At 57.7% G+C, this 26468-nt stretch carries 20 protein-coding genes; 12 read left to right on the top strand and 8 right to left on the bottom strand.

The window, feature by feature from the left end:
• Window positions 1-10: 10 nt before the first annotated feature.
• The 10 genes from betB to QIT27_RS06210 all read left to right on the top strand — a co-directional run bounded on the left by betB (window position 11) and on the right by QIT27_RS06210 (window position 14131).
• Complete coding sequence (gene betB / locus QIT27_RS06255) at window positions 11-1480, top strand: betaine-aldehyde dehydrogenase (RefSeq protein WP_159342402.1); 1470 nt, start codon at window positions 11-13, stop codon at window positions 1478-1480.
• Window positions 1481-1536: 56 nt separating this feature from the next.
• A complete protein-coding gene (gene betA / locus QIT27_RS06250; RefSeq protein WP_159342403.1) occupies window positions 1537-3213 on the top strand; it encodes a choline dehydrogenase in 1677 nt (558 codons plus the stop codon).
• A 208-nt stretch (window positions 3214-3421) separates the two neighbouring features.
• The gene (locus QIT27_RS06245) at window positions 3422-5908 is read left to right on the top strand and encodes an acyl-CoA dehydrogenase (RefSeq protein WP_285263226.1); all 2487 of its coding nucleotides are present in this window, start codon (window positions 3422-3424) and stop codon (window positions 5906-5908) included.
• Window positions 5909-6282: 374 nt separating this feature from the next.
• Window positions 6283-7383, top strand: a complete 1101-nt coding sequence (locus tag QIT27_RS06240; RefSeq protein WP_285263225.1) for an ABC transporter ATP-binding protein — start codon at window positions 6283-6285, stop codon at window positions 7381-7383.
• On the top strand, window positions 7376-8476 hold the full coding sequence (locus QIT27_RS06235; RefSeq protein ID WP_285263224.1) for an ABC transporter ATP-binding protein: 1101 nt from the start codon (window positions 7376-7378) through the stop codon (window positions 8474-8476). The genes QIT27_RS06240 and QIT27_RS06235 overlap by 8 nt, the downstream gene beginning before the upstream one ends.
• Window positions 8469-9356 carry a carbohydrate ABC transporter permease gene (locus QIT27_RS06230; protein WP_062359363.1) on the top strand — a complete coding sequence of 296 codons (888 nt, stop codon included), beginning with the start codon at window positions 8469-8471 and terminating at the stop codon, window positions 9354-9356. Before QIT27_RS06235 ends, QIT27_RS06230 begins: the two co-directional genes overlap by 8 nt.
• A gap of 1 nt (window position 9357) precedes the next feature.
• Entirely contained in the window at window positions 9358-10251 is an 894-nt protein-coding gene (locus tag QIT27_RS06225; RefSeq protein ID WP_044628029.1) for a carbohydrate ABC transporter permease, read from the top strand.
• An 11-nt stretch (window positions 10252-10262) separates the two neighbouring features.
• Window positions 10263-10535 carry a DUF2160 domain-containing protein gene (locus QIT27_RS06220; protein WP_083023748.1) on the top strand — a complete coding sequence of 91 codons (273 nt, stop codon included), beginning with the start codon at window positions 10263-10265 and terminating at the stop codon, window positions 10533-10535.
• An 82-nt stretch (window positions 10536-10617) separates the two neighbouring features.
• Complete coding sequence (locus QIT27_RS06215; protein ID WP_285263223.1) at window positions 10618-12357, top strand: ABC transporter substrate-binding protein; 1740 nt, start codon at window positions 10618-10620, stop codon at window positions 12355-12357.
• Window positions 12358-12481: 124 nt separating this feature from the next.
• Complete coding sequence (locus QIT27_RS06210; protein WP_253016197.1) at window positions 12482-14131, top strand: glycerol-3-phosphate dehydrogenase/oxidase; 1650 nt, start codon at window positions 12482-12484, stop codon at window positions 14129-14131.
• 102 nt (window positions 14132-14233) lie between these two features.
• On the opposite strand, the gene QIT27_RS06205 is transcribed toward QIT27_RS06210, so the two are convergent.
• The 7 genes from QIT27_RS06205 to QIT27_RS06175 all read right to left on the bottom strand — a co-directional run bounded on the left by QIT27_RS06205 (window position 14234) and on the right by QIT27_RS06175 (window position 23404).
• Complete coding sequence (locus tag QIT27_RS06205) at window positions 14234-14458, bottom strand: hypothetical protein (protein ID WP_159342411.1); 225 nt, start codon at window positions 14456-14458, stop codon at window positions 14234-14236.
• Between the two features lie 605 nt (window positions 14459-15063).
• On the bottom strand, window positions 15064-16548 hold the full coding sequence (gene glpK / locus QIT27_RS06200) for a glycerol kinase GlpK (RefSeq protein ID WP_285263222.1): 1485 nt from the start codon (window positions 16546-16548) through the stop codon (window positions 15064-15066).
• A 149-nt stretch (window positions 16549-16697) separates the two neighbouring features.
• Entirely contained in the window at window positions 16698-17456 is a 759-nt protein-coding gene (locus QIT27_RS06195; RefSeq protein ID WP_159342413.1) for a DeoR/GlpR family transcriptional regulator, read from the bottom strand.
• Between the two features lie 117 nt (window positions 17457-17573).
• Window positions 17574-19412 carry an SLC13 family permease gene (locus QIT27_RS06190; RefSeq protein ID WP_285263221.1) on the bottom strand — a complete coding sequence of 613 codons (1839 nt, stop codon included), beginning with the start codon at window positions 19410-19412 and terminating at the stop codon, window positions 17574-17576.
• Between the two features lie 129 nt (window positions 19413-19541).
• Window positions 19542-20345, bottom strand: a complete 804-nt coding sequence (locus tag QIT27_RS06185; RefSeq protein WP_285263220.1) for an enoyl-CoA hydratase-related protein — start codon at window positions 20343-20345, stop codon at window positions 19542-19544.
• Window positions 20342-22522, bottom strand: coding sequence for an acetate--CoA ligase family protein (locus QIT27_RS06180; protein WP_285263219.1), 2181 nt, complete (start codon window positions 22520-22522; stop codon window positions 20342-20344). The genes QIT27_RS06185 and QIT27_RS06180 overlap by 4 nt, the downstream gene beginning before the upstream one ends.
• 72 nt (window positions 22523-22594) lie before the next feature.
• Complete coding sequence (locus QIT27_RS06175) at window positions 22595-23404, bottom strand: enoyl-CoA hydratase/isomerase family protein (protein ID WP_285263218.1); 810 nt, start codon at window positions 23402-23404, stop codon at window positions 22595-22597.
• Window positions 23405-23592: 188 nt separating this feature from the next.
• On the opposite strand from QIT27_RS06175, the gene QIT27_RS06170 reads away from it, so the two are divergent.
• Window positions 23593-24486: a MurR/RpiR family transcriptional regulator gene (locus QIT27_RS06170; protein ID WP_285263217.1), complete on the top strand. Its 894-nt coding sequence runs from the start codon at window positions 23593-23595 to the stop codon at window positions 24484-24486.
• Between the two features lie 20 nt (window positions 24487-24506).
• Here the strand turns inward: QIT27_RS06170 and QIT27_RS06165 are convergent, their stop codons facing one another.
• Complete coding sequence (locus QIT27_RS06165) at window positions 24507-25484, bottom strand: NADPH:quinone reductase (protein ID WP_285263216.1); 978 nt, start codon at window positions 25482-25484, stop codon at window positions 24507-24509.
• A gap of 177 nt (window positions 25485-25661) precedes the next feature.
• On the opposite strand from QIT27_RS06165, the gene QIT27_RS06160 reads away from it, so the two are divergent.
• On the top strand, window positions 25662-26438 hold the full coding sequence (locus QIT27_RS06160) for a glycerophosphodiester phosphodiesterase family protein (RefSeq protein WP_285263215.1): 777 nt from the start codon (window positions 25662-25664) through the stop codon (window positions 26436-26438).
• Window positions 26439-26468: the final 30 nt, after the last annotated feature.

Genomic DNA, 26468 nt, shown 5'->3' with positions numbered 1-26468 from the left:
GGAGATCAGCATGGCCGCTCAAGACGTACAGCCCCTCTACATCGATGGTCGCCCGGTTGATGCCACCTCCGGCGAAACGTTTACCGTCACCAACCCTTATGATGGCAGCCTGCTGGCCACAATTGGCCAAGCGAGCCAAGCCGATGTCGACAGCGCCGTTCAGGCCGCACAGCGTGGCCAGCGTGAGTGGGCCGCGATGACTGGCATGGAGCGCTCGCGCATCCTGCTACGCGCCGTGGCGCTTCTTCGTGAACGCAACGACGAGCTTGCCGAGCTGGAAACCCGCAATACTGGCAAGCCCATCAGCGAAACCGCCAGCGTCGATATCGTGACCGGTGCCGATGCACTGGAGTACTACGCAGGTCTCGCCCCCGCCATCGAGGGCCACCAAATTCCCTTGCGTGACAGCTCGTTCGTTTATACCCGCCGCGAACCGCTGGGCGTGATTGGCGCCATTGGCGCCTGGAACTACCCGATTCAAATCGCCTGCTGGAAAGCGGCTCCGGCGCTGGCAGCGGGGAACGCTATCGTGTTCAAGCCCAGCGAAGTGACGCCGCTGACGGCGATGAAGCTTGCCGAAATTTTCACCGAAGCAGGCCTACCGAACGGCGTGTTCAACGTGGTGCAGGGCGATGGCCGCGTCGGTGCCATGCTGACCGAGCACGAAGGGATTGCCAAAGTCTCGTTCACCGGTGAAGTGGGCACTGGCAAAAAGGTCATGGCCGCTGCCGGTGGTTCCACGCTGAAAGACGTGACGATGGAACTCGGCGGTAAATCTCCGCTGATCGTGTTTGCAGACGCGGACCTTGACCGCGCGGCCGATGCCGCCATGATGGCGAACTTCTACTCCAGCGGCCAAATCTGCACCAATGGCACCCGCGTGTTCGTCGAGCGCAGCGTCAAAGACGCGTTCGAAGCCAAGTTGGTAGAGCGTGTAGCGCGTATCAAAGCGGGCGACCCGATGGACCCAAGCGTCAATTTCGGTCCGCTCGTCAGCTTCGAGCATCAGGAAAAAGTGCTCTCCTACATCGCGCTCGGAAAAGAGCAAGGCGCACGCGTGCTGGCCGGCGGCGACGCGTGGAACAGCGGCGAATGGGCCAAAGGCGCCTGGGCAGCCCCCACCGTATTCACCGACTGCACTGATGAGATGCGCGTTGTCAAAGAAGAGATCTTTGGCCCGGTGATGTCAGTACTCGCCTTTGATGACGAAGACGAAGTGATCCGCCGCGCCAACGACACCAAGTACGGCCTGGCTGCTGGCGTCTTCAGCGAAAGCCTGAACCGCGCGCACCGCGTCATTCATCAGTTGGAAGCCGGTATTTGCTGGGTCAACACCTGGGGCGAATCCCCGTCTGAAATGCCGGTCGGTGGCTATAAAGAGTCCGGTATTGGCCGTGAAAACGGCGTGGAAACGCTGAATCACTACACCCAGACCAAGTCAGTGCAGATCGAGATGGGGCCGTTCGAGTCCGTGTTTTAAAGGCGGAGCACAGCTTTTCGAACACGCCACTCCCCTTTCTTGATGAGAGAACCCCTATGTCTCAAGCAACCGAGTTTGATTACATCGTCATTGGTGCTGGTTCAGCAGGTAACGTGCTGGCCACGCGCCTGACCGAAGATAGCGATGTCAGCGTGCTGCTGTTGGAAGCCGGTGGACCTGACTACCGTTTCGATTTTCGTACCCAAATGCCCGCAGCCCTGGCCTACCCGCTGCAGGGCAAGCGTTATAACTGGGCGTTCGAAACCGATCCCGAACCGCACATGGACAACCGCCGCATGGAGTGTGGCCGAGGCAAGGGCCTCGGCGGCTCCTCGCTGATCAACGGCATGTGTTACATCCGTGGCAACGCGTTGGATTATGACAACTGGGCCAAACAGCCCGGCTTGGCGGAGTGGGACTACTTGAGCTGCCTGCCCTACTTCAAAAAGTGCGAAACCCGCGATATTGGCCCGAACGACTACCACGGTGGTGATGGCCCCGTTAGCGTGACCACGCCCAAAGCGGGCAACAACCCGCTTTATCGCACCTTTATTGAGGCGGGCAAGCAAGCGGGCTATCCGGAAACCGACGACGTCAACGGTTACCAGCAAGAGGGCTTCGGCCCGATGGACCGCTTCGTGACGCCGAAAGGCCGCCGTGCCTCGACTGCTCGCGGCTACCTGGACACGGCCAAACAGCGCAGCAACCTGACCATCGAAACCCACGCCGTCACCGACGTGATCGAATTCGATGGTAAGCGCGCCGTCGGCGTGCGCTACGAGCAAAAAGGCCAGCCCAAACAGGCTCGCGCACGCCGTGAAGTGCTGCTGTGCGGTGGCGCGATTGCCTCTCCACAAATTCTCCAGCGCTCCGGCGTGGGTAACCCAGAGTGGCTGAAAGAGCTAGGCATTCCCGTAGTGCATGAGCTGCCGGGCGTCGGCGAAAACCTGCAAGACCACCTGGAAATGTACATTCAGTACGAGTGCAAGGAGCCGATTTCGCTCTACCCGGCGCTGAAATGGTACAACCAGCCGAAGATTGGGGCCGAGTGGCTGTTTAACGGCACGGGCGTGGGCGCGAGCAATCAGTTCGAATCCTGTGGCTTTATTCGCAGCCGCGATGACGAGGAGTGGCCGAACCTGCAGTACCACTTCCTACCTATCGCCATTAGCTACAACGGCAAGAGTGCCGTTCAAGCGCATGGCTTCCAGGCCCACGTAGGTTCCATGCGTTCAGAAAGCCGCGGCCGTATTCGTCTCACGTCCAAAGACCCCCACGCGGCACCGAGCATTCTGTTCAACTACATGGCCAAAGAGAAAGATTGGGAAGAGTTCCGCGATGCGATTCGCTTGACTCGCGAGATCATCGCTCAACCCGCGTTTGATCAATACCGAGGCCGGGAAATCGCCCCTGGCCCAGACGTGCAAAGCGACGAAGAGCTCGATAACTTCGTCAAACAGCACGCCGAAACCGCCTACCACCCCTGCGGCAGCTGCCGCATGGGCGAAGGCGAGATGGCCGTCACCGATGCTCAAGGCCGGGTACACGGGCTTGAAGGGCTGCGCGTGGTGGATGCCTCGCTGTTCCCGGTCATTCCTACCGGCAACCTGAACGCGCCCACCATCATGTTGGCGGAGAAAATTGCCGACCGCATTCGAGGTCGCGAGCCCCTGCCGCGTGCCAACGTCGACTACTACGTCGCCAACGGCGCGCCTGCCAAGCAGGTATCGTAAGCCGATATCGACACGGGTACGCCAACCCGCTGCGTCAAAACGCCATGGTGCCTCACCATGGCGTTTTTTTATGCCCTAACTGCGCTACATTGAAGATATAAAGCGAACGTATAACGGTGAAATGCTTGCACAAGACGCAATGACTCTGCGAATATTCAAACATACGTTTAAATACGTTCTTTGATAACCACCCACGGAGATTCCCCCCATGCTCACCTTACTCCTCATCGTGCTCGCCGTTGCCGGCTTGCTCGTGGTGATGCGTCGCGAGGCAGGTGCCAAACCCGCCCTGGCCCTACTAGGCGTATTGGGCTTAGTCGGCCTAGTGCTAGGTGCCCCAGTCATCGGCACGCTGTTGTTGATCGGTGCAGTTGCAGTGGCCGTCGCAGGTCTGCCTGCACTGCGCCGTAAATGGCTCACTCCGCGCATCTTTGCCATCTTCAAAAAAGTGGCCCCCAAAGTATCGGCGACCGAACGCACCGCGCTGGAAGCCGGCAGCGTGTCTTGGGACGGCGAACTCTTTTCAGGCAAGCCCCAATGGCAATCGCTGCTCGACTTTAAAGATGACGGTTTGAGTGACGAAGAGCAGGCGTTTTTAGACAATCAGTGCGCCAAAGCCGCTGGCATGTGCAACGCTTGGGATATCGCCCGTGAACGCGCCGACCTGCCCCAGGAGCTGTGGGATTACCTGAAAAAAGAGGGCTTCTTCGGGATGATCATTCCGAAGGAGTACGGCGGCTTGGGCTTCTCGGCCAAGGCGCAATCCATGGTGCTGCAGAAGCTCTCCGCCAACGAGACGCTGATGGTCACCGTGGGCGTACCCAACTCCCTCGGCCCGGGCGAACTGCTGCTGAAGTACGGCACCCAAGCCCAGAAAGATCACTACCTGCCGCGCCTGGCCGATGGCCGCGAGATTCCCTGCTTTGGCCTCACCGGCCCCCGTGCAGGCTCCGATGCGACCTCGCTACCGGATACCGGTGTGGTGTGTAAGCAGGTCATTAATGGCGAAGAAGTCGTGGGCGTGCGCCTGAACTTCGAGAAGCGCTGGATCACCCTGGCGCCCATTGCCACCGTGGTTGGCCTAGCATTCCGTCTCTTCGACCCGGAAAACCTGCTGGGCGAAGAAGAAGATCGTGGCATTACCCTGGCGCTGATTCCTCGCGATACCCAAGGCATGGAGATTGGCCGTCGTCACCACCCAATTGGCAGCCCGTTCATGAACGGCCCAATCAAAGGTAAAGACGTGTTCGTACCGCTGGACACCATTATCGGTGGCCCGGACATGATCGGCCAAGGCTGGCGCATGCTGGTCGAGTGTCTCTCCATTGGCCGCTGCATTACGCTGCCCTCTGGTGCCACCGGCACCGCGCGCTACGCGCTGGGCTGGAGCGGCGGCTTCACCCGCGTGCGTCGTCAGTTCAACGTACCGGTGGCCGAGATGGAAGGCGTGCAAGAGCCTTTGGCACGTATGGCATCGCTGGCCTACATTTCGGCGGCCACGGTGTACCAAACCGCTAACTTGATCGACCATGGCGAAAAGCCAGCGGTCCCCTCTGCCATCCTGAAAAGCCAGCTGACCGAGTTCCAGCGCGTGCTGCTGAGCGATGCGATGGACGTTCACGGCGGTAAAGCAGTGACGCTTGGCCCGCGCAACTACCTGGGCATTGGCTATAGTGCCAACCCGGTAGCCATCACCGTGGAAGGCGCGAACATCATGACCCGCAACCTGATGATCTTTGGTCAGGGCGCAATTCGCTGCCACCCTTATGTGCTGGAAGAGCTAGCCGCCAAAGACGCCAACGATGTAAACGCCTTCGATAAAGCCTTCTTCGGCCATGCGGGCTTGATCTTCGGCAACGCGGCGCGCGCCTTCACCCTGGGGCTTGGCCTTGGCAAGCCGAGCGTCCCGTTCAGCGGCCCCGCCGCTGGCTACGCCCAGGATATCGCGCGCCTTTCGGCGGGGTTCGGCCTGTGTGCGGATGCCGCCATGGCCAGCCTAGGCTCTACACTGAAAAAACGCGAAATGCTCTCGGCGCGCCTAGGCGACGTACTCTCTAATCTCTACCTCGCCTCCATGGTGCTCAAGCAGTGGCATAACGGCAATAAAGTAGAAGGCGAAGAGGCGCTGCTTCATTACAGCCTGCAGTTCCTCCTTCATCGCGCGGAGCAAGCGTTCGTCGAGATCTTCGATAACTTGCCCAACCGTGCGCTGGGTAACGTATTGAAAGTCGTCGTCATGCCCACGGGTCGCCGCTGGCGCAAGCCGCAGGACGACTTGGCCCGTGATATTGCCCAGCGGGTATCCACTCATAGCGCGCTGCGTAGCAAGCTGCTTTCGAACACCTGGGACAAAGATGACGGCGCGGTGAGCAACCCGCTAGCACGCTACAACGCGTTGCTCGGTGATTACGACCGCGCTGAGAACATCTACCGTACGGTGAACAAAGCCTATGCCAAAGGTGAACTACCGCAAACGGCTCTCCACCCTGAAGCACGGGTAGAAGCAGCGCTTGAAAAAGGCTTGATCAATGACGACGAGGCCGCCTTCATGCGCACCTTTGAAGCCGAAGTACTGGAGATGCTGACCGTCGATGACTTCGCTTACGATGCCTTTGCCAATGATAAGTCGACGCTGATCGACCACAACGCCGCACCGGCCAAGGCCTCTTCGCCAACGGAAACCATCGTCAAGTAGCCTTCTTCCGCCATCTCCCAACCTACCGGCCCTTTCTGGGCCGGTTTTTTTTGCCCTCTTGCCATGTTCTAAAACGAAGCAAACGAACATGCGCACCACCCAGAGCCGATCATGGCGCACCACACCGTTTTGCCAGCCGTTTGAAAAATCGCTTTTTTGCGCTTTTCTACGCCTAAAAGCGAATACAAACGGCCATCAAAAGCGTTGCAAGTTCGCAAATGATCAACTAGCCTTTCGTTAATGAAAATATCGCACGGGTTGGTTGCCACACAATAAACGCCCAATAAGTACGGCCAGCCACCCTCCCTCGCGATCAGCGCACTACGCATTTATCGATACCACCTATCAATAACAACGACGCTAGCGAGATCGGCATGTCCTTACATTTGCAAAATATCGACCACGTCGTCGGGGGTCAGTCCCATATCAGTGGGGTGGATCTCGAACTGGAACCCGGTTCCTTTAACGTATTGCTGGGACGAACCTTAGCGGGCAAAACCACGCTCATGCGTCTAATGGCAGGCTTGGAGCAACCCACCCGCGGGCGCATTTTCATGGATGGCAAAGACGTCACCGGCGTATCGGTGCGTAAACGCAACGTGTCGATGGTGTACCAGCAGTTCATCAACTACCCCAGCCTGACGGTGCGCGACAACATTGCTTCGCCGCTGAAGCTGGCCAAAACGCCGCAGCAGGAAATCGATCGCCGCGTGGGCAGTATTGCCGAAATGCTGCATATCGAACATCTCCTCGACCGCTACCCCCAAGAGCTCTCCGGCGGGCAACAGCAGCGTACCGCTATGGGCCGGGCGCTGGTCAAAGATGCCGACCTGATTCTGTTCGACGAGCCGCTGGTGAACCTGGATTATAAACTGCGCGAAGAGCTGCGTGACGAGCTGCGCGAACTCTTCAAAGCGCGCAACTGTATTGCCGTTTACGCCACTACAGAGCCCAACGAAGCGCTGGCATTAGGCGGCAATACGGCGGTACTGCATGAAGGCAAGCTACTGCAGTACGGCCCCACCGAACAGGTATATCGCGAACCCAACGGCCGTCACAGCGCCGAGATGTTCTCCGAACCGCCGATCAACATCGTGCCCGGCAAGCTGACCGCGACGGACATCACCTTTGACCAGTCTCTGCACTTTCCTTGCGATCCTGGCCTCCAGCAGCTTGCCCCAGGCGATTACGACTTCGGCGTGCGCGCCTCGCACATTACCCTCAAACCGCAGTCTGCCGATGATGTAGAGCTGCCGGTTCTGGTCGACGTTGCGGAAATCAGCGGTTCGGAAACGTTTTTGCACGTGCGCCATGAACGATTCCCGCTGGTGCTGCACTTGGCAGGCATTCACGAGTTCCACGTGAACGATGCGATTAACGTCTATTTCCCGTCGCATCAACTGTACGCCTTCGATAAACAGGGCAGCACCGTGCACATCCCCTCCTCTACTCAAGGGAGCGTTGCTCATGGCTGAGATTACTTTAAAAGGCTTGGCGCACAGCTATAGCAAAAGCCCTAGCAGCCATAGCGACTACGCGATTCGCCAGATGGATCACGTGTGGCACCAGGGCGGTGCTTATGCACTGCTGGGCCCGTCGGGCTGCGGTAAATCAACCCTGCTAAACATTATTTCTGGCCTGCTGGAACCCTCCGAAGGTGACGTACTGTTCGATGGTCACCGTGTGAACGAGCTGCCGCCGGAGGAGCGCAACATCGCCCAGGTGTTCCAGTTCCCGGTGATCTACGACACCATGACGGTGTACGACAACCTGGCTTTCCCGCTGCGTAATATGAATACGCCCGAGTACAAGGTCGACCCTAAAGTTCGGGAAATTGCCGATATCCTCGACCTCACGCCGCTCCTCTCCCGGAAAGCCAAAAACCTCACCGCCGATGAGAAGCAGAAAGTCTCTATGGGCCGCGGGCTAGTGCGTGACGACGTCTCTGCCATCCTATTTGACGAACCCCTCACGGTGATCGACCCGCAACTCAAGTGGAAGCTGCGCCGTAAGCTCAAAGAGATCCATGAGCGCTTCAATATCACCATGATCTACGTTACCCACGACCAGCTCGAAGCCTCTACCTTCGCTGACAAAATTGCGGTTATGTATGACGGTCAGGTGGTGCAGTTCGGAACGCCAAGGGAGCTTTTTGAAAAACCGGCGCATACCTTCGTGGGTTACTTTATTGGCAGCCCGGGCATGAACTTTATGAGCGTGTCTCACCAAGCGGGCAAAGTGATGTTTGGCGAGCTGCCGCTACCGGTGAATGAGGCCGTTAGCCGCAGCGTGGCCGCCGCAGGCTCCAGCAATATCAAGCTTGGCATTCGTCCGGAGTTCATTACGGTCAGCAACTCGCCAGAGCCAAACAGCGTACCGATTGAAGTGGTCAATCTGCAGGACTTAGGCACCTACTCGCTGTTGAGCTTTACGCTTAACGACCAGCTATTTAAGGCGCGCCTGCCTGAGGGTCACGCACTGATAGGTGACGCTGCCCATGCAGTGTTTTCCGATCAGCACATCGCGCTCTACGTCGATGAATACCTAGTGGAGATCGGCCATGAATAATAAAGTACTCAATAACCGCGCATGGCTGCTGGTACTTCCCATGCTGGTACTGGTGGCTTTTTCGGCCATCATCCCCTTGATGACCGTGGTCAACTACTCGGTTCAGGACGTGCTGGGCCCTAATGCTCGCTTCTTCACCGGCACCGAGTGGTTCCACAGCATTCTGAACGACTCTGCGCTGCGCGACGCGTTCGTGCGCCAGATTCTGTTTTCCCTGACCATTCTCGCCATCCAAGTGCCTTTAGGCATCGGCATTGCGCTGATTATGCCTAAACGCGGCTGGCAGGCCTCAGCTGTCTTGATCTTGATTACCCTGCCGCTGCTCATTCCATGGAACGTGGTGGGCAGTATTTGGCAAATCTTCACCCGTGGCGATATCGGCCTCATGGGCTACGGTCTGCGGGAGCTAGGGATCAACTACAACATTACCCGTAATTCGGGCGATGCCTGGGCAACCATTATCTTGATGGACGTTTGGCACTGGACGCCGCTGGTGGCCATGCTGTGCTACAGCGGCCTGCGTTCTATCCCCGAAGCGTACTACCAAGCAGCGCGTATCGACCGTGCCTCTAAGTGGGCGATCTTCCGCTACATCCAACTGCCCAAACTCACCAACGTACTGGTTATTGCGGTGCTGCTGCGCTTTATGCACTCGTTCATGATTTACGCCGAGCCCTTTGTACTGACCGGCGGCGGCCCGGGTAGCTCCACCACCTTCCTGAGCCAGTCACTCGCGACTATGGCGATCGGCCAGCAGGATCTGGGGCCCTCTGCCGCGTTCTCGATCATCTACTTCCTGGTTATTTTGCTCGTGAGCTGGGTGTTCTACACCACCATCATGCACATGCAAAAAGATAAGAACCCGCACGGGGGAGCATGATATGTACCGCTTAGATAACGCCCAGCAGGGCGAGAAGTACAACACCATATTTAGCAGAACCACCCCGGCACAGCGGCGTAAACGCAATGCGCGCAGCCGCTTTCGCTCGCGGTTTCTGCTGGGGCTGTACCTGTTCCTGATGATCCTGCCAATTTATTGGTTGATTAATATGTCGCTGCAGACCAACAGCGAGATTCTGGGTTCCATGACGCTATGGCCCAAAAACCTGACGTTTGATAACTACATCGGCATTTTCACTAACTCCAGCTGGTACATGGGCTATGTGAACTCAATGCTGTATGTGGCGCTCAACATGCTGATCACGATTTGCGTGGCACTGCCTGCCGCCTATGCGTTCAGCCGCTACCGCTTTATTGGCGATAAGCACCTGTTCTTCTGGCTGCTAACCAACCTGATGGCACCGCCTGCGGTGTTTCTGCTGCCCTACTTCCAGCTCTACTACTCAGTGGGCCTTTTTGATACCCACATTGCCGTGGCCCTGGCCCACTGCCTGTTTAATATTCCGCTGGCCATCTGGATTTTGGAAGGCTTCATGAGCAGCGTGCCAAAGGAGATTGATGAGACAGCGTATATCGACGGCTACAGCTTTCCGCGCTTCTTCATCAAGATTTTCATTCCCATGATCCGCTCCGGTATCGGCGTCACGCTGTTCTTCCTGTTTATGTTCTCGTGGGTAGAGCTGCTGTTGGCACGCACGCTGACCGCCACCGACGCTCAACCGATCGGCATGATCATGACGCGGACCTCCACCGCATCGGGCATTGACTGGGGCACGCTTGCCGCCGCTGGTGTACTCACCATCGTGCCAGGCATTTTGGTGGTCTACTTCGTTCGTAACCATATCGCCAAGGGCTTCGCCCTGGGCCGCACCTAAGGAGCACCGCCATGACGTGGATGGTATGGACTACCCCGACTGCCATTTTCTTTTCATCCATTGCAGCGATGCTAGCAGGGATGACGCTGTGGGAAATTCTCTCGCCCACCATCGAACGTAAAGGCTTTTTACCGATTAGCACTACTCGTGGCGACCGGCTGTTTATCGGCCTGCTTTCCGCCGCGTTTATTCATCTGGGTGTTATTGGCTTCACTACGCTATCCATCTGGATAGCACTGGCACTATCAGCAGTATGGCTGCTGGTGTTGATGCGCTGGGGCTAGGCCAACGGCACGCTCAGCGGATGTACGGCGGTATCAAGGACGCTCACGTTATCAAGGAAGAGCACAACAAAACGAGGTCAACATGCGTAATAACAAGTTCAAACTCACTACCCTCGCCGCTAGCCTAATGCTCGCCTCGGGGAGCCTAATGGCAGACGACCACGACGCACGGGCAATTGCAGAGCGTTTGGTGGACGAGCATTTCCAGGACTCGACGCTCAGCCGTGAAGAGCAGATCGAAGAGCTACTGTGGTTCGCCAAGGCTGCCGAACCCTTCCGCGGTATGGATATACAGACCGTGGCCGAGGGCTTGACCACCCACGTGTACGAAAGCGAAGTGCTCGCGCCCGCGTTTAGCGAGCTGACCGGCATCAACCTGACTCATAACATCATTGGCGAAGGTGACGTGGTCGACACCATGCAGAACCAGATGCAGTCGGGCAACAGCATCTACGACGGTTTTGTAAACGACACCGACTCCATCGGCACCCATATTCGCTACGGCACCACCATCAACCTCAGCCAAGCGATGGAAAACGAGTGGGCGGACTACACCCTGCCCACGCTGGATCTGGACGACTTCATCGGCCTGCAGTATGGCACCGGCCCGGATGGCAGCCTTTACCAGCTACCCACCCAGCAATTCGCCAACCTCTACTGGTTCCGTTATGACTGGTTCCAGCGTGAAGACCTACAAGCCCAGTTCCGTGACATCTACGGCTACGACCTAGGCGTGCCCACCAACTGGACTGCCTATGAAGATATCGCTGAGTTCTTTACCGAGCATGTCGGTGAAATCGACGGTACCAAGGTATACGGGCACATGGACTATGGCCGTCGCGACCCGTCGCTGGGCTGGCGCTTCCATGACTCCTGGCTCTCCATGGCAGGTATGGGCAGCCCCGGCGTACCGTCCGGTAACCCGGTGGATGACTGGGGTATTCGTGTCAACGAAGAGAGCCAGCCGGTCGGCGCAAGCGTAAGTCGCGGGGGCGCCACCAACTCCCCCGCCTCGGTGTTTGCGATGCAGAAAGCCGTGGATTGGCTGCGTGACTTCGCGCCGCCCGAAGCTCAAGGTATGACCTTTGGTGAAGCTGGCCCCGTGCCCGCCCAGGGCCATATCGCTCAGCAAATCTTCTGGTATACCGCCTTCACCGCCGACATGACCGACCCGTCTGTTGCCGTGACCGACGATGAAGGCAATCCGCTGTGGCGCATGGCGCCTTCTCCCACCGGCCCCTACTGGGAAGAAGGCATGAAAGTGGGTTATCAGGACGTAGGTGCCTGGACCTTCTTCGACTCTACGCCTGAAGACCGCCGCACCGCTGCCTGGCTGTTTGCCCAGTTCACCGTGGCGAAAACCACCTCGCTGGAAAAACTGATGGCTGGCCTAACGCCGATTCGTGAATCTGACATCTTCTCTGAGCAGATGACCGAAATGGCACCCAAACTGGGCGGTTTGGTGGAGTTCTATCGCAGTCCGAACGAATCCAACTGGACCCCCACCGGTACCAACGTACCGGACTACCCGCGCATGGCACCGCTGTGGTGGCAGAACCTGGCACCGGTCATGAGTGGCGAAGTCACCCCGCAAGAAGGTCTGGATAAGCTGGCGGCCGATATGGACAGCACCATGAACCGCCTCGCACGCGCCAACGTCTTCGACAGCTACGCCCCGGTGCTGAACGAAGAGCGTGACCCGCAGTACTGGCTTGACCAGGAAGGCGCACCCAAGCCGAAGCTGGAGAACGAAATGCCGCAAGGCATGACCGTTCCTTACGATGAAATGATGGAAGCATGGATGGCGGCCGGCACCCGCTAAGACCTGCTGGGCGGGCGCAAGCCCGCCCATTCACCGTGGTGTCATCAGCGGAGGCAGCCATGCCCTCTCCACTGGTCGAGACCGCCACCAACACGGGGCTTTTTCTTAATTAATTGGAACCGCTATGAAACTGCGTAACCGTAATGTCGAGAAATTGCACACTGATGACTTTGACGCACTGATTATCGGTGGCGGCATCAATGGTGCAGCAACCGCCGCCGCCCTGGCGGGCAAAGGTGCCAAAGTGGCCCTGATCGACCGTGGCGACTTTGCTGGCAGTACCAGCATGCACTCCTCGAACCTGGTTTGGGGCGGCATCAAATATATGGAAAGCAAAGACTTTGCGTTGGTACGTAAGCTCTGCAAAAGCCGCAACCATTTAATCAAAAGCTACCCGTCTACCGTTCAAGAAATTCGTTTCCTTACCACGATTACCAAAGGTTTCCGCCACTCTCCGCGCTATTTGTGGGCGGGCACCTGGCTTTATTGGCTGATGGGCAACGGCTTCACCAAGTTACCGCGCTTGCTCTCGCCCAAAAAGATCAAGCAAGAAGAGCCTATTATCGATATCGACGGCGCCGTTGGCGGGTTCGAGTACTCGGATGCTTACCTGCACGATAACGATGCCCGTTTCGTATTTAACTTCGTACGCCATGCCCTCAACTACGGTGCCGTGGCGGCCAACTACGTCGAATCGTTGGGGGCCGAACGCGAAGGCGATACCTGGGTGACCAAAGCCCGCAACGTGATGGATGGCAGTACGTTCACTATTCGCTCCAAAGTATTGATCAATGCAGCTGGCCCCTGGGTCGATCAGCACAATGCGCTCACCGGGCAAAAAACCACCCACCAGCATCTTTACTCCAAAGGTATACACCTGATCGTGCCGCAGTTAACCGACACCAAGCGGGTGCTGGCATTTTTTGCGGATGATGGGCGGCTATTTTTTGTGATTCCAATGGGAAACCGCACCTGCATCGGTACCACCGACACCCATATGGAGCATCCTGAGGTGGATGTCACGGCTGATGATATCGCGTTCGTTTTGGAGAACATCAACAAGCGTCTGACGCTCGACAAACCGCTCACCCAGGAGGACATCATCTCGACGCGCTGCGGCGTGCGTCCTCTGGCAATCAAAGCCGACCAGGGCAGCGACCGAGACTTCCTTCAACTATCCCGTAAACACGTCATCGATACCAACGCCGAGAGTGCCCACATCAGTATTTTCGGCGGCAAGCTCACCGACTGTTTGAACGTCGGCGACGAAATCGCCGACGAGGTGAAGCAGCTTGGCGTGTCGCTCAGCGATCCTAACTTCCACTGGTACGGCGAGCCGCCCGAAGCGGTGAAGCAGCAGTTCATGGATCAAGCCAAGCGCATGAACCTGGATGCGATGACGGCGCCAACCTCCTCGGAGCCCCTCTCCTCACGTCTGTGGCGGCGCTACGCTGAACAGGCCATCCCCATGCTGGAGAAGATCCGCCAGGACCCATCGGAAGCCGACATTTTGATCGAAGGCACCGAGTACATTCGCTGCGAGCTGGAGCATGCGCGGGATCATGAGATGATCACACAGCTGGAAGACTTCTTGCGTCGGCGGGCAAAAGTGTCGCTGGTGGTTCACCACGAGCAGTTACGCCACTCTCCAGGGCTGAAAGAGGCATGTCGTGTGCTTTTTGGCGATGAGGCAGAGGCACGGTTCACCACCTACTTCGAAGAGAACCGTGACACCTCGCGGCCGCCGGAAGAGGCGTTAGGCACCCTTTCCTGATCGTTGACGCCGTTGCCCTACACGTCACCTGCCACCACGCAGCAAACAAATACCCCGGCGAGATATTACGCCGGGGTATTCGTATTCTTGGGAACGAACGGGTTACTCTTCGTGTTCTACCAGGAGTTGTGAATCGCCTGCCAGCACTTCATCCCAGGCCTCTTCCAGAGTGTAACCCAGTCGACTATCGATGGTATCGATGACTTCAACGGCATGCTGTAGCGACTCACGGTTACTCTTCAGCGCCAACACCAGCTTGGCTAAATCTTGCTTGCTGAAAGAGCTAGCGATACGGTCGGCTTGTTGGCTCAATTCGATGCAGTTCATGGTTAGTCCCTCATGGTATGGTCAGCCGCTGCTCGTTATTGTTAGATATTTCATTAGTGAATAAACAAGCAGCCATCTTAATTAACGACGAATGGTGACGTTGCTACTCATGCTGGGCCGGGTAAGTGCCCAGTTCGGTAACTGCGAAACGGTCACAAGCGTTACAAGACCTTCGCCTTAAGCGCTCTGGTAATGCGGCAGCGCCTCGGTATGTAGCAAGGATGAGAGCGACGTATCGGGATAACAAAACACCGCCCTGATCCATGACTTCACTATGGTTCACGGCGGTCATGCCCACAATGCATCATTGGCAGCAGGTCGGGTTGTAGCTTGACTACATAACGGCCACGAAAGCGTTATCGCTGACGCAGACTTTCAAGAAGGGAGTTAAACGACTGTTTTAACAAGGCCGGAAAAAAAACGACCGTAGGAACTAACGAACTTGCCAACGATAAAAAACACCCGTTAATTAAAAACGAATGCAGTTTACTCTTAAATATCGATTCCTCTATACGACCAAGGGCGATAGCTTCGTTATAAAACCGCCATAAAAAAACGCCGCTGTGTGTCAACGGCGTTCATATTTGCGCTTTACGGTGGCCCTGTTAAGTAGAGCGCACCCGGGATACTGCATCCAACCAGCCCTGGTAGAGCTTTTCACGCGTTGCCTCTTCCATGGAGGGCGTAAAACTGCGCTCGCAGCGCCAGAGTTGCTCGATCTCCTCCAGCGTGTCGTACCAACCGAGCCGCAACCCGGCCAAATAGGCAGCCCCTAGCGCGGTGGTCTCCAGAATCGTCGGCCGATCCACCTGCACGTTGAGCATATCGGCCAAGAACTGCATGACCCAGCTATTCTTCACCATACCGCCATCGACACGCAGGTTGCCCGGTGCGGCTTCCATGTCATCGTTCATACAGTGCTGCAGGTCGCGAGTTTGATAACACACCGCCTGAAGCCCCGCCGCGACGATTTCGGCAATACCTGTATCGCGGGTTAAGCCAAAAATCGCGCCACGGGCCTTAGGGTCCCAGTGGGGCGCACCTAGCCCGGTAAAGGCTGGCACTAGATAAACGCTGTGGCCGCTGCGAGTTTTCTGGGCCAGCGCTTCGGTTTCCGAGGCATCGGCAAACAGGTTCAACCCATCCCGGAGCCATTGCACTGTTGCCCCTGCGACAAAGATGCTGCCCTCCATGGCATAGGTGGGCTTGCCGTTAATGCGGTAGCCAATGGTCGTCAGCAGGCGGTTACGCGATACAGAGGCCGTTTCCCCAGTGTTCACGATCATGAAGCAGCCGGTACCGTAAGTGCTTTTACCCATGCCGGGTTTGAAGCATGCCTGCCCAACAAGCGCCGCCTGCTGGTCGCCTGCGACACCTGCAATCGGCAGTGGCGCGCCCAGCCAGTGGGCTTCTACGGTGCCAAAATCGTCGCTTGAATCTTTAACCTCGGGGAGCATATTGGCGGGCACGTTAAACAGTGCCAGCAGCTCGTCATCCCAAGTTTGGTGATGAATATTAAACAACGCCGTGCGCGAAGCGTTGGTGGCATCGGTCACGTGTCTTTTACCGTCGGTTAAACGCCACATCAGAAAGCTATCGACGGTACCGAAAGCCAGTTCACCGCGGGCAGCGCGCTCGCGGGCACCCTCGACATTATCGAGAATCCAGGCGAGTTTGGTGGCGGAAAAATAAGGGTCGATCAACAGGCCGGTTTTTGCCTGCACGGCCTCGGTGTGCCCCTCGTCACGTAGCGCCTGACAGCGCTCGGAGGTGCGCCGGTCTTGCCACACAATGGCGTTGTAAAGCGGCTTACCGGTGGCGCGGTCCCACACCACGGTGGTCTCACGCTGGTTGGTAATGCCTACGCCATCCACTTGTTCTGGCGTTATCTTGGCTTTGATTAACACCTCGCGGCAGGTGGCAATCACTGAATCCCAAATGTCTTCAAGATCGTGTTCGATCCACCCATCTTGCGGAAAGTGTTGAGGAAACTCTTGTTGGGCAACTGCCGCTATTTGGCCTTGGCGGTCAAACAGAATCGCGCGGGAGCTGGTCGTGCCTTGATCGATGGCGAGAATAAAGGAGGACATATCGCGTTCACTTTGTTGTAGGATCTTTCGATTTTGTCTGTTTTGTTTCGTTTTATTATCATTCAAGGCTACTCCAGGCGTCTGGAATGCTCAAGTATGAAACTCTCCCACCTTAACCATAGCGCTCCTGAGCGGTGTTGTAGCAGGCGCTAAGCAATGTGCAGTGCAACATCGTGTTGGGTGAGCAGTCGCTGAATCGCCTCGGGGGGCTTACGGTCGGTAAACAGCGCATCCAACTGGGAGATATTGCCCTGACGCACCACCGGGTTACGGTGGAACTTCGAGTAGTCGGCGGCTAGATACACCCGGCGGGAGTTGGCAATGATCGCCTGGGCAACGCGCACCTCTTGATAATCGAACTCCAGTAGCGAGCCATCCTCGTCGATGCCGCTGATCCCGATGATGCCGTAATCCACTTTGAACTGATTGATGAAGTCGATGGTGGCCTCACCAATGATTCCTCCATCTCGAGAGCGTACCTGCCCCCCCGCGATGATCACGGTGAAGTCCTCTTTATGCTGCAGAATCGCCGCCACGTTCAAGTTATTGGTAATGATCTCCAGCCCTTGATGCTCTAAAAGCGCCTGGGCGATCATCTCGTTACTGGTCCCGATATTGATGAACAGAGACGCGTGGTGAGGAATGTGTTGCGCTAAGCACCGGGCAATGCGCTCTTTCTCTTCGAGGTGCAGGGTTTTACGGGTGCTGTAAGCAGTATTCACCGTGCTGGACTCTACCCCAACGCCGCCGTGAACCCGACGCACACGGCCGTCGTTGGCCAGCGTGTTCAAATCCCGACGAATGGTTTGGGGCGTCACCGCGAAGTGTTCGGTGAGCTGTTCGATGCTCATATAGCCGTGCTGGCGAACCAGTTCGACGATGGCATCCTGGCGGTACTGTTGGTTCATAAGCCCGGCCTGTTCGATATTTGTTGGTCTATGTGCGTTATAGATTAGCAAAATTTTCGGAATCTAATAGCGCGAACATTCGAACAGGCCGATGTTTGGCGTGGCCTTACAGCTAGGTTATAGCGGCCACACCCATAGAATGGCGGGAATGGCCGCCGCCATGACCACCAGCGAAAGCGGCAACCCCAGTTTCCAGTAATCTCCAAATCGGTACCCCCCAGGGCCCAGCACCAGGGTATTCGACTGATGCCCAATCGGGGTTAAAAACGCACAGGAAGCGCTGACAGCCACCACCATCAAAAACGGGTCCAACGAGGCATCGAAGCCGTTGGCGAGGCTGGCCGCAATGGGCGCCATCAGCAAAGCGGCGGCTGCGTTATTGACCACGTTGGAGAGCAGCATGGAGAGCAGAAACAGTCCCACCAAGGAGACGATAATCGGCCACTCCACGCCAAAGCGCAGCAGCGCGTCGGCTATGATATCCGCACCGCCGCTGGTTTCCAGCGCTTCGCCCACGGGCAGCATGGCGGCAAGCAAGACGATCACCGGGCCATCGATGGCTTGATAGCCATCCCTCAACGGCAGTACGCCAATCAGCAGCGACACCAGCGCGGCGGTGCTCATGGCGACGGCAGCGGGCAGCAGATCGAACAGCATCGCGACGATCGCCAAGGCGAAAATACCCACCGACACGGCCAATTTTCGCGGCTGCCCCAGATGCAGCTCACGGTTGGCCAGCGGCAGGCAGCCGAGGGTCGATAGGCTATCGGCGATTTCGTTCTCACTGCCCTGAAGCAGCAACACGTCACCGGTTTGAAAACGAATGTCTCGCAGTCGCTGCTTCAAGCGGGCACCGTCACGGGCCACGGCCACTAAATGCAAGCCAAACTGATGGTTGAGGCGCAGCTGCCGCACGCTACGATTGATCATCATCGAATCGTTACGCACGACGGCTTCGATGAGCTGTAACCCTTCGGTATCGACCGGCTGACGTTCATCGCCCTTCTCCGCGTCCTCGCGCTGCTCCTGTCTATCCTCTGGCTCTGCGGGTTCGGCAATGGCGCTAAGACCCACTTTGTCCTCTAGCAGCTTCAGTTCGTCGGGGCCGGCTTCCAGCAGCAGGATGTCGCCCTCACGAAGCACACCATGAAACTGGTAGCCCGCTCGACGGTTGTCTTCACGAACCACCGCCAAAACGGGAATGGTTTCCTCGAGCTCATCGCGCAGCTGCTGCAGGGTCAGCCCGTTGGCCTTGGAGTCCTCGGTCACTTTTAACTCGACCAGGTAGTTAGCCGTATCGAACATGTCATCCGCTGCCGCTTGGCTACTGCGCTTGGGCGTCAATCGCCAGCCCACCAGCACGATAAATGCCAAGCCAACGAGTGCCACCACTATGCCCACTGGTGAGAAACTAAACATGCCAAAGTTGTCGCCGGTAATATTGCCCCGGTAAGTGGAAATAATGATGTTAGGCGGCGTCCCGATCAGCGTGGTCAAGCCACCCAGGAGCGACCCAAACGCTAGCGGCATCAACAGCAGCGAAGGAGAGGTATTGTGTTCACGGGCAAGCCGCATGGCCACCGGCAGCAGCAGCGCCAGCGCCCCTACGTTATTCATCACGCCAGACAGCACAACGACAGTACCCACCAGTACGAGCAGTTGCAGCATTAAGCGCTCACCCACCTTGAGTACCTGATTGGCGATGACATCCACCACGCCGGAGCGCTCAAAACCACGGCTTAACACCAGCACCGCTGCCACGGTAATCACCGCAGGATGGCCAAAGCCTGCAAAGGCGTCATCCGCAGGCACCAGCCCAAGCATTACCGAACCTAGCAGGGCCGCCAAGGCGACCAAATCGTAGCGAAACCGACCCCAGATAAAGGCCACCAGCGTAAGCCCCAGCACGATAAACACCAGCGTGCTGGGGGTCAGTCCTAAACTTTCCAGAGTCATTCGCGTGCCATCTCCCTATGTTGTCGCTCCTCTTCCCTGACACGGAAAGTATGGAGTGTTCAGCATCACATTAGGCGATGACTATACAGCCGTACAAGCACTGAAAAATAGGAAAAAATAGCGCGCGGGTTAGCGTTTAATACGTGTCAGTAACCGCTCGACGGCTTCTAGATGTTCCGGTTCGTTATGGCACATGCCTTGGAACACGGCGCACACATCCAGAAACGGCTTTAGCTCCATATCCGGGGCCATTTTCATGAGCCGCTTGGTGAGGCGTGTCGCTTTCGGCGGCTGGGCCGCGATGCGGTTGGCATGGGCCAGTGCGGCTTCCATCAGTTGCTCCGGCTCCACGACTTCCAGCACTACACCGTAGGTAAGCGCTTCATCAGCGCTGATCACCCGGCCTGACAGGGTTAGCTCAAAGGCACGCTGGTAGCCAATTTGGCGCTGCATAAACCACGCCCCGCCATCGCCGGGGATGATGCCTAAATTAAGAAACGTCTCCCCAAAGCTCGCCTTGCGGGACGCAATACGCAGATCCGCCATATTGGCCAAATCAAACCCGGCACCAATCGCTGCCCCGTTCACAGCGGCGATGATGGGCACTTCGACTTGATTAAGCGCCAGGGGCATTCGCTGAATTCCCGTGCGATAGCGCTCAGCGACTTCGGCTACGTCCCCCGCAAAGTCGCCGCTGCGTTCGGCCATGTCTTTTACATTACCCCCGGCACAGAAAGCGCTCCCCGCACCGGTGATCACCAAAACCGAGACGTTCTGGCAACGGTTCACCCATGCGGCGGTAGCGACGATATCATCCACCAGCGCCGTGCCGGTGAGCGCATTGCGCACGTCGTGGCGGTTAAGCGTGAGCGTTGCCACACGGTTTTCCAGCGTTAGGGTAGCGTCGGTTAATTCAGGTAGCGTTTGGCTCATGATTGGCGCTCCACGATGATTCGTGCATCGACGATGGCATAGTTAGCGGCAGAATAGCCTTCCGGATAGGCAATCACCGGGTTCAAGTCTAGCTCGCTAATCTCCGGGTAGGACTCCACCAATTGGGATACCTGCATCAGCAGTGACACCAGCGCCTGCTTATCGACACCCGCCGCCCCGCGCACCCCCGCCAGCACTTTTTGCGCTTTAATTTGATCGACCATGGACTGCGCGTCGCGCAGGGTCAGCGGCAGCGAGCGGAAGGCCACGTCTTCGAGCACCTCCACGAAGATGCCACCCAAGCCAAACATCAGCACCGGGCCGAAAATCGGGTCGCGGAGCATGCCGATAATCACCTCAACGCCCTTCTCCGCCATTGGCGTGACCAGCACGCCCTCTACCTGGGCGTTCGGGTCGTAAGCCTGGGCGTTTAAGTGAATGGCTTGAAAGGCATCGCGCAGTGCAGCGTCACCCACTAAGTTGAGCTTGACCCCGCCCGCGTCGGATTTATGCAGAATATCTTTCGAGACCACCTTCATCGCCAGCGGTCTGCCCTGCGTGCGCTGGGCGATCTCGGCGAGTTCGTCCTCACGACGCACCAGCCACTCCTCGGGCACCGCGATGCCGTGCTCCGCCAGCAGTGATTTCGCTTCAAATTCCAGTAAGTCGCGTCCTTCTGCCTTGGCTGCGGCAAACATGGCCCTGCCTGTTTCCGTTGGCGCGGCGGGCGCTATCGTCTCCTGAACTTGTTGGCTGACCAGGTACTCCCCTCGCTCACCTAAGGCAGCAAGCACGCGCACCGCATGCTCAATCGAGGAATACACCGGCAAACCGGCTTCGTGTAAACGGCGCAGCGCAGGCGGTTTGATGGGTGCGTAGAGGCTGTAAATTACCAGCGGTTTCTCGGAGGCTTGAGCAAGCTCTACCATGCGCTCCGCGCCACGCATCTCGTCCCCCATCAGCGACTCCGCAAAGCGCAGGCTATACCCGCCGAACATGCCGACCAGGAAGACGCTATCGACGCCTTCATCCGCCATCACCAGCTCAATGCAGCGGGCCAGCAGCGAGGGGGTCGCATCCGAGGAGCCCGCCACGTCCACTGGGTTAAGGGTAGATGCCTGAGGCAGTAACACTTCGCGCAGTGCAGAGCGGGTAGCGTCGGAAAGCTCGGCCAGCGTCAGGCCCGCTTCAGATAACCGGTCGGCGGCAATCGTGGCTTGGCCGCCGCCGTCAGAAATCACCGCCACGCGCTTACCGGGGGCTTTTTGCAGCCGCCCCAGCCCTTCCGCCACGGGCAGGATTTCATCGGAGTACTGCACCACGCTAACGCCTGCCTGGCGCAACAAATCGACGGTCATTTGGTAGCTACCGGCCAACGCACCGGTATGGGAGCTGGCAGCCTTTTGGCCCTGCTCGGTGGCACCGGATTTATACACCACCACCGGCTTCATGGCGGTCACGTCACGGGCCACTTTCAGAAACTGCTGCCCATCACGGAAGCCTTCCACGTAGAGCGTCGCCACACGGGTATGCTCGTCTTCGCCTAAGTAGCGCAGGTAATCGTTAAAGCCGATATCACTCTGATTGCCCGGGCCAACGTAGGTGCTAAACCCCACCTGCCCATTGTGCTGGGCCTCCAGCGCCAGGGAGAGCAGCATATTGCCGGATTGGGAAATAATACCGATATCGCCCGGTTTGACGTTCTCCAGCGCCAGCAAGTTGATCTGATGGTGCAGGTTAAACATGCCGGAAGTATTCGGGCCGATAATACGCACACCGTGGGCACGGGCGGCCTCCATCATTTGTGCCTCCAATGCCGCACCCGCTTCACCGGTTTCGCCAAACCCGCTAGCCAGAATCACCGCCCCTTTCACACCCCGGCGGCCACACTCGGCAATCAGCGCAGGCACGGTGGCGGCAGGCGTACACAGCAGCGCAAGCTCGGGGTTGCCCGGCATCTCGGCAATAGAGGGCCATGCCTTCACACCTAGAATATGATCGGCTTTTGGGTTGATCGGGTAGATGCCCCCCCGGTAGCCGCCGTTGATCAGCCCTACCATGGCTTTATAGCCCCGCTTGGTCGGGTCCGCAGAGGCTCCAACGATGGCAATGCCGGTGGGGGCTAAGATGTCATGCAGCGGGCTGCGGATTGGAAGATGACCTTCGATAGTGTTCATGGCGAAACCTGTTTGACAAAGAAGTGCGCGACGGCTTGATTCAGAACTCGTTTTTAAGGGTTAAGCCCATACTCATTGGCCCTGAAAATTAGGCGGGCGCCGCTCGGCAAAGGCATCGACCCCCTCTTGCCAGTCGTCGGTGGTGGAGCAGGTAAACACCGCATCCAGCTCCTGCTGCAGCTGGCTCTCCATGCTGGTATGGGCGCTGCGATTGACCAGCGGCTTGAGCATCGCCATGGAGACTGGCGCCTGCTTGGCAAGCCGCTCGGCGAGTGTTTGCGCTTCGGCCATCAGCTGCGCTTGGGGGTAGCTGGCCAGCGCCAAGCCGATCCTGGCGGCTTCTGGCCCATGAATTTTGTCGCCTAAATAGAGCAAGCGCCGGGCTTGGGTAAGCCCCACCAGTTGAGGCAGAAATTTTGAAACACCGCCGCCCACGCAAGTGCCAATACTGGTTTCTGGAAAACCGATCTGCGCCTCATCGGCCATCACGATAAAATCACAGGAGACCGCCATCTCCGCGCCAGCCCCCAGCGCATAGCCGTTCACGGCTGCTACCACCGGCTTACTGAGTTTGGCGATGGCTTCGCATACGTCGTTGCCCAGCTGCAAATAGGACCGGCGCTGAAACAGCGTGCGCTTAGCGCTGCCGTGGGCCTTCATATCGGCACCGACACAAAACGCGCGCCCTTCACCGGTCAGCACCACCGCCCGGACCTGAGGCGACTGCTGTGCCATTCGCAGCACATCCAGCAGCTCTTGGTAGAGCATCTCAACGACCGCGTTTAGGCGCTGCGGGCGATTCAGTCGCACGGTCAATACACGGGCATCCAGAGTGACCAGCAGCGTTTCATAATTGGGCAGCGCAGTAGCGTCAGCAGGCATGGTGCTTTTTCTAACCTCCTCGGATCAGTCGTCAAAACTTAACGAAACGTTTGTTTCTTTATTTAAAATCAAAAGAAACGAATGTATTTTTTTGAACGATAGAGTAGTCGCTGGGACAACGTCAATACATCTGTTGCAAAAACATTTATCATTGGCACAAATGTTTTATTTTCAAAAAAGAGGGTGCCATGCCAGACAACGTCACTCACGCCACCAGCCTGGACAGCATTCACCAGCAGCTAGCCGAGAGCTACGCAGCGCTTAGCCCACAGCTCAAGCGCGCCGCCAGCTATGTGCTGGAACATCCTGCAGAGATGGCGTTTCAGTCGATCCGCAAAACGGCTCAGGCAGCATCCGTCACTCCTTCCACCCTGGTCAGGCTAGCCAAGCGGCTTGGGTTCGAGAGCTACGAGCCGTTTCGGGAAGTGTTTCAATCGGCGGTACAGGCAGCGCCGGTGGAGCTATCCGGCCGCGCCAGCCAGTTGAAGCAGCAGCACCAAAACCCAGAAGCGGCGCTGTTTGCGGAGGTAGGCGACGCTGCCTTCGATAATATTGGCAGGCTGTTTACGGCGGATAACCAAACGCGAGTCAAAGAGGCCGCCGAGCGAATCTTGGCCGCGCGACGAGTCGCCGTGGTCGGGTTTCGCGACACCTTCGCCTGCGCGTACCACTTTGGCTACGTGGGGCGCATTGCGATGCCGGAAGTGACGCTCATTCGCGGCCAGGAGGGAGGCTTGCTTACCGAGTTGGCCCCGTTCAACGAGCAGGATGTGGTGGTAGCGTTTGGCTTTGAACCCTACTGCGCCGAGACGGTGAAGGCGCTGGAGATTACCCGCGCCAACGGCGTGCAGGCGATTGTGATTACCGACACGCTGCGCTCACCGCTGGTGCCGGGGGCCAGCGTGACGTTTACCGTTGCCAACGCCACGCCGCACTTTTTCCCGTCGATACTAGCGGCGATTACGCTCAGCGAAGCGATTCTGGCGGAGTGCGTGGCATTCGGCCCCGACCAGCTGGTCGATAACGTGACCAACTTTGAGAGCCGAATGCGTCAGTTGGGTGCTTATATCGATATAGAGTAAGTGTCGATATCGAGTAAGCGTTACGGCAGCAGAATCGTGGAGCCGGTGGTTTTGCGGCTCTGTAGTGCATCCTGAGCCTTACCGGCGTCTTGCAGCGGGTAGCGGTTGGCCACGTCGATGTGGATTTTGCCGCTCTCGATCATGGCGAAAAATTCGTCGCACATCATCTCTAGGCGCTCACGGGTGTCGGCGTAGCCGTTCAGGCTTGGGCGAGTCACAAACAGCGCGCCTTTTTGGTTCAAAATACCGATATTCACGCCATCCACAGGGCCAGAAGAGTTGCCGAAACTCACCATCAGCGAGCGGGGCTTCAAGCAGTCCAGCGACATTTCCCAGGTGTCTTTACCCACCGAATCATACACCACGTCACACATCTCGCCGTTGGTCAGCTCGCGCACCCGCTCTACCACGTTCTCTTCGGTGTAGTTGATGGTCGCCCATGCACCGTTGGCCATGGCTAGGTCGGCTTTTTCCTGAGAGCTCACCGTACCGATCAGCTTCACGCCCAGCGCTTTAGCCCACTGGCAGGCAATAGAGCCAACGCCCCCGGCCGCCGCGTGGAACAGAATGGTCTCACCGCCTTTAAGCTCGTAGGTTTGACGCAGCAGATACTGCACCGTTAAGCCTTTTAGCAGGCTAGCGGCGGCGGTGTCGAAATCGATAAAATCCGGGAGCTTGACGACTTTGGACGCAGGCAGCGTGTGCAGTTCGGCGTAAGCGCCCAGCGGGCCTTGGGCGTAAGCCACACGGTCACCTACTTTGACATGCGTGACGCCCTCACCGACCGCATCCACAATGCCCGCGCCTTCGGTGCCTAACCCTGTTGGCATGGCGGGCGCAGGGTAAAGTCCCGTGCGGAAGTAGATATCGATAAAGTTCAGCCCCACCGCTTTGTTAGCGATGCGAACTTCACCGGCAGCGGGGGCGGCAGGTTCGACATCGACCCACTCCAATACCTCTGACCCACCGGTGTTAGCAAGCTGGATACGCTTAGCCATCAATGACACTCCTGTTGTTAATTATTGGACATTCCCTGCGCGCTATCCAACCGCGTTGGGCGTCATTAATCAAGCCATTAGCTCACTAGGCGGACACGTCGTCGTCATGCACCCATGCTAAACTTGGCAACATTGTGCTTCATGACGCTCAATTGGCGACCACGACACGGAGTGGCTATGACCCATCCCGCAATTTCTGTCCCCACGCTCATCGCCCACCGCGGCTACTCCGCTGCCGCGCCCGAAAACACCCTCGCAGCCGTACGCGCCGCCCACCAAGCAGGCGCAACCTGGGTGGAATTGGATGTACAGCTGCTGAAGGATGATACACCGGTCATCTGGCACGATGGCGACGTTCGCCGCTGCTCGGATGGGCGTGGCGAGCTCGCCAACCTGACATGGCAACAGGCACAGCAGTTAGATGTGGGCAGTTGGTTTGGTGACCGCTTTGCGGGGGAAAAAATGGCCAGCCTGGAGGCTATGCTCGCCCTGCTCAACGAGCTGGAAATGGGCGTTAATCTAGAAATCAAGGTCAACAAAGGGCGTGATCCCATCCGTTTGGTGGACGTGGTCTTGCCTGCTGTTCTAGCTGCCCTACCCCCTGAGCGCCTAGTGATCTCGTCCTTCGACCCCGTAGCCTTAGCCCACTGTCGCCAACATGCCCCCAAAGAGGCCCTGGCGTTAGGGGCGCTGTTTGGCAGTGTGCCCAAAAACTGGCGCGAACAGTGCGAAGCGGTCGAGGCGTTTAGTATTCACCCGCATTGGCCGCGGCTTAAACAGACCCAGGCCGCCGCCATGTGCCGCGACGGTTACCAAATTCTTTGCTACACCGCCAACGACCCCAGCGCATTTGATAGCCGCTGGTCCTGGGGCATTGCCAGCGCCATTACCGATGAACCTGCTGCCTTTAAACGCTACCTAGACAACCGCCAGCGCGCAGGCCAGCCCGCTTAACCTATTTAACCTGTTTACATTCAGGCAATG

The organism is Halomonas sp. LC1, from assembly GCF_030247125.1.
Classification (GTDB): domain Bacteria; phylum Pseudomonadota; class Gammaproteobacteria; order Pseudomonadales; family Halomonadaceae; genus Vreelandella.
The sequence above is the reverse complement of the archived record's forward strand: the minus strand, read 5'-3'. Positions and strand labels throughout refer to the sequence as shown.

Coding starts and splice junctions, on each gene's coding strand:
- betB (WP_159342402.1), top strand. CDS start 11: ATGGCCGCTCAAGACGTACAGCCCCTCTACATCGATGGTCGCCCGGTT.
- betA (WP_159342403.1), top strand. CDS start 1,537: ATGTCTCAAGCAACCGAGTTTGATTACATCGTCATTGGTGCTGGTTCA.
- QIT27_RS06245 (WP_285263226.1), top strand. CDS start 3,422: ATGCTCACCTTACTCCTCATCGTGCTCGCCGTTGCCGGCTTGCTCGTG.
- QIT27_RS06240 (WP_285263225.1), top strand. CDS start 6,283: ATGTCCTTACATTTGCAAAATATCGACCACGTCGTCGGGGGTCAGTCC.
- QIT27_RS06235 (WP_285263224.1), top strand. CDS start 7,376: ATGGCTGAGATTACTTTAAAAGGCTTGGCGCACAGCTATAGCAAAAGC.
- QIT27_RS06230 (WP_062359363.1), top strand. CDS start 8,469: ATGAATAATAAAGTACTCAATAACCGCGCATGGCTGCTGGTACTTCCC.
- QIT27_RS06225 (WP_044628029.1), top strand. CDS start 9,358: ATGTACCGCTTAGATAACGCCCAGCAGGGCGAGAAGTACAACACCATA.
- QIT27_RS06220 (WP_083023748.1), top strand. CDS start 10,263: ATGACGTGGATGGTATGGACTACCCCGACTGCCATTTTCTTTTCATCC.
- QIT27_RS06215 (WP_285263223.1), top strand. CDS start 10,618: ATGCGTAATAACAAGTTCAAACTCACTACCCTCGCCGCTAGCCTAATG.
- QIT27_RS06210 (WP_253016197.1), top strand. CDS start 12,482: ATGAAACTGCGTAACCGTAATGTCGAGAAATTGCACACTGATGACTTT.
- QIT27_RS06205 (WP_159342411.1), bottom strand. CDS start 14,458: ATGAACTGCATCGAATTGAGCCAACAAGCCGACCGTATCGCTAGCTCT.
- glpK (WP_285263222.1), bottom strand. CDS start 16,548: ATGTCCTCCTTTATTCTCGCCATCGATCAAGGCACGACCAGCTCCCGC.
- QIT27_RS06195 (WP_159342413.1), bottom strand. CDS start 17,456: ATGAACCAACAGTACCGCCAGGATGCCATCGTCGAACTGGTTCGCCAG.
- QIT27_RS06190 (WP_285263221.1), bottom strand. CDS start 19,412: ATGACTCTGGAAAGTTTAGGACTGACCCCCAGCACGCTGGTGTTTATC.
- QIT27_RS06185 (WP_285263220.1), bottom strand. CDS start 20,345: ATGAGCCAAACGCTACCTGAATTAACCGACGCTACCCTAACGCTGGAA.
- QIT27_RS06180 (WP_285263219.1), bottom strand. CDS start 22,522: ATGAACACTATCGAAGGTCATCTTCCAATCCGCAGCCCGCTGCATGAC.
- QIT27_RS06175 (WP_285263218.1), bottom strand. CDS start 23,404: ATGCCTGCTGACGCTACTGCGCTGCCCAATTATGAAACGCTGCTGGTC.
- QIT27_RS06170 (WP_285263217.1), top strand. CDS start 23,593: ATGCCAGACAACGTCACTCACGCCACCAGCCTGGACAGCATTCACCAG.
- QIT27_RS06165 (WP_285263216.1), bottom strand. CDS start 25,484: ATGGCTAAGCGTATCCAGCTTGCTAACACCGGTGGGTCAGAGGTATTG.
- QIT27_RS06160 (WP_285263215.1), top strand. CDS start 25,662: ATGACCCATCCCGCAATTTCTGTCCCCACGCTCATCGCCCACCGCGGC.